Genomic DNA, 2,723 nt, shown 5'->3' with positions numbered 1-2,723 from the left:
GGGCACCATGCTCGGCGGTCCGGCGACCGCGTTGCTCGGGGCGCGGCCCACCCTGCTGACGTGCGCGGTGGCGATCCTCGTGCTGGGCCTGCTCGCGGCCGGGCACTCCGGCCGGGGAGGCGCCGGGAGGGGACCGGGCCGCCGGCCGGCGCACCCGGACGCCACCGGTCAGGCGGCCAGTGACTGCTCGGCGCGTACCGCTGTGGCCTCGGCCCGGGCGATCGGCCCGGCGGGCAGCGCGGCGACCGCGGCCCCGACGGCGACCGCCACCCCGGCGAAGACGAACGCCCAGGACACGCCGCCGGCGTGGTCGATGATCAGGCCGGCGATCGAGCCACCGGCGGCGCTCGCCGCGACCGACATGGTCACCACCCAGGTGTACGCCTCGTTCAGCATGCCGGCCGGGGCGATCCGCCCGACCAGCGTGTTCTCCAGGGTGAGCGCGGGGGCGATGGCCGCGCCGCCGAGCACCAGCGCGACGCCGAGCGCGGCCGGGCCGGGCATCACCGCGAAGACGGCGAAGCTGGCCGCGACGGTGCCGAGCAGCCAGGCGAACTGGCGGGTCATGTTGGCGGCGGGCTTGCGTACGCCGAACCAGAAACCACCGATGGCGCTGCCGATGCCCCAGACGGCGAGCAGCACGCCGGCCAGGCTTTCCGGGTCGTCGGCGCCGGAGTTCCCGGCGAAGGCCGGGACGATGACGCCGGAGGCGCCGAAGGCGATGCCGAGGCTGGCCACGCAGAGCAGCAGCGCGGGGAAGCCGCCGATCCGCAGCGGGCCGAGGCCCCGGGCGTGGTGCTCGCGCGGGTGCGGGCGCCAGCCGCGCATGACCCGGCCGAACGCGACGGCGCCGGTGCCGATCAGGGTGACCACGGCGGCGCCGACGAGCGCGGCGGAGGCGTCGGCGAACAGCACGAACCCGGCCACCAGCAGCGGGCCGATCACGAAGACGACCTCGAAGAGGGTGGTCTCGGCGGCGAGCGCGGTGTTGCGCAGGTGCGCCCGGCCGGTGGCGGGGGCGGTGAGGTCGTTCCAGGCGCCCCGGATCGCCGCGGTGAGCGGCGGGTACGTGGCGCCGGCCAGGCCCGCCGCCAGGTAGATCAGCGGGAGGTTGCCGGTGCCGGAGCGGGTGGCGACGAGCAGCCCGATCAGGGCGAGCGGGTGGGCCAACGCGGTGGCCACCAGGACGGGGGTGGGGCCGACCCGGTCGGCGATGCGTCCGGCGACCGGGCTGAGCGCGGCGCCGGAGAGCGCGTAGATGCCGCCGGCGACGGCGGCCAGGGAGTAGCGGCCGGTGACCTGCTCGACGACGAGCAGCAGCGCCAGCGGGGTCATGCCGATCCCGAGCCGCCCGATGATGCCGAGGATCAGCAGCATCGGCGCGCCGGGGATCCGCCAGACGCCCTGGTACTGGCGCAGTGCGGCCACGGTCGACCTCCGAGGGAGTAATGGGTGGGAGACGTTTCGACCCTAACGGCGCGGCCTGATCGGGGGAAACGCATTGTGCCCGGACACACCACCGCGCCCGCGTCCTGGGGACGCGGGCGCGGTGCGGGCGTACGGCGGGTCAGCGCTGGAACTGCACCGGCCCGGAGTTGCGGGCCATCTGCTCCAGGCGGGCCACCCGCTGCTCCATCGGCGGGTGGGTGGCGAACATCGCGGCGATGCCGCCGCCCCGCTTGAACGGGTTGTCGATCATCAGGTGCGCGGTGCTGGCGAGCTGGCCCTGCGGCGCGAGCGGGCGCGCCTGCGTACCCATGTGGATCTTGCGGAGAGCGCTGGCCAGGGCCAGCGGGTCGCGGCTCAGCTCAGCGCCGGACTGGTCGGCCTGGAACTCCCGGCTCCGGCTGATCGCGAGCTGGATCACCGTGGCGGCGATCGGGCCGAGGATCAGCGTGAGCAGCAGCACGGCCGGGTTCGGGCCGTCCTCGTCGTCGGACGAGCCCAGCGGGATGAACCAGGCGAGGTTCGCCAGCATGGTGATGATGCCGGCCAGGCCGGCCGCCACGCTGGAGATCAGGATGTCCCGGTTGTAGACGTGCGACAGCTCGTGGCCGATCACGCCACGCAGCTCCCGGTAGTCCAGGATCTCCACGATCCCCTGGGTCACGCAGACCGCCGCGTTCTCCGGGTTACGGCCGGTGGCGAACGCGTTGGGCTGCGAGGTCGGGCTCACGTAGAGCCGGGGCATCGGCTTGCCGGCGAGCGTCGACAGCTCCCGCACCATCTGGTAAAGCTCGGGGAACTGTGCCTCGCTGACCGGTTGCGCCTTCATCGAGCGCAGTGCGAGCTTGTCGGAGAAGAAGTAGGTGACGCCGTTCATCAGCAACGAGACGACGACGGCGATGACGAGACCGCCGCTACCGCCGAACCAGTAGCCGATCGCGAGGATCAGCGAGGTCAACAGGCCGAGCAGCGCTGCGGTCTTGAGACGGTTGTGATGCACGATCTCTCCTTCGGTGCGCGGGCCCTTGCGGGAGGCCCGCTGACCGGTTCAACACACCGGTACCCGTCAACCATCCGGCTCATGGCTGAAAGTTGGCTGGATGTTGCTGTGCACACGCTGAAGCGATCGCCCACCAGGGCACGAACCGGTCAGCGCGCCGCCACGTCCAGCACCAGCTGCGGTGCGAAACCGATCACCACCGCCGCCACGGTGGCCACGCCGAGCGCCAGCGCCACGGTCCGCGCCGGCCGGACCGCCGCCGCGCCCGTGGGCGTCG

The 2,723-nt window shown here is 73.4% G+C and carries 2 protein-coding genes; both read right to left on the bottom strand.

All coding sequences use genetic code 11. The annotated features are described in order from the left end of the window. Positions 1-168: 168 nt before the first annotated feature. A complete protein-coding gene (locus tag KBX39_RS28225) occupies positions 169-1,428 on the bottom strand; it encodes an MFS transporter (RefSeq protein ID WP_210873435.1) in 1,260 nt (419 codons plus the stop codon). A 139-nt stretch (positions 1,429-1,567) separates the two neighbouring features. After that, complete coding sequence (gene htpX, locus KBX39_RS28220; protein ID WP_064446626.1) at positions 1,568-2,446, bottom strand: zinc metalloprotease HtpX; 879 nt, start codon at positions 2,444-2,446, stop codon at positions 1,568-1,570. Positions 2,447-2,723 lie beyond the last annotated feature (277 nt).

It is taken from the genome of Micromonospora sp. D75 (assembly GCF_018070405.1).
GTDB classification, from domain to species: domain Bacteria; phylum Actinomycetota; class Actinomycetes; order Mycobacteriales; family Micromonosporaceae; genus Micromonospora; species Micromonospora chalcea.
This window is presented reverse-complemented; position numbering and strand designations above follow the sequence as displayed.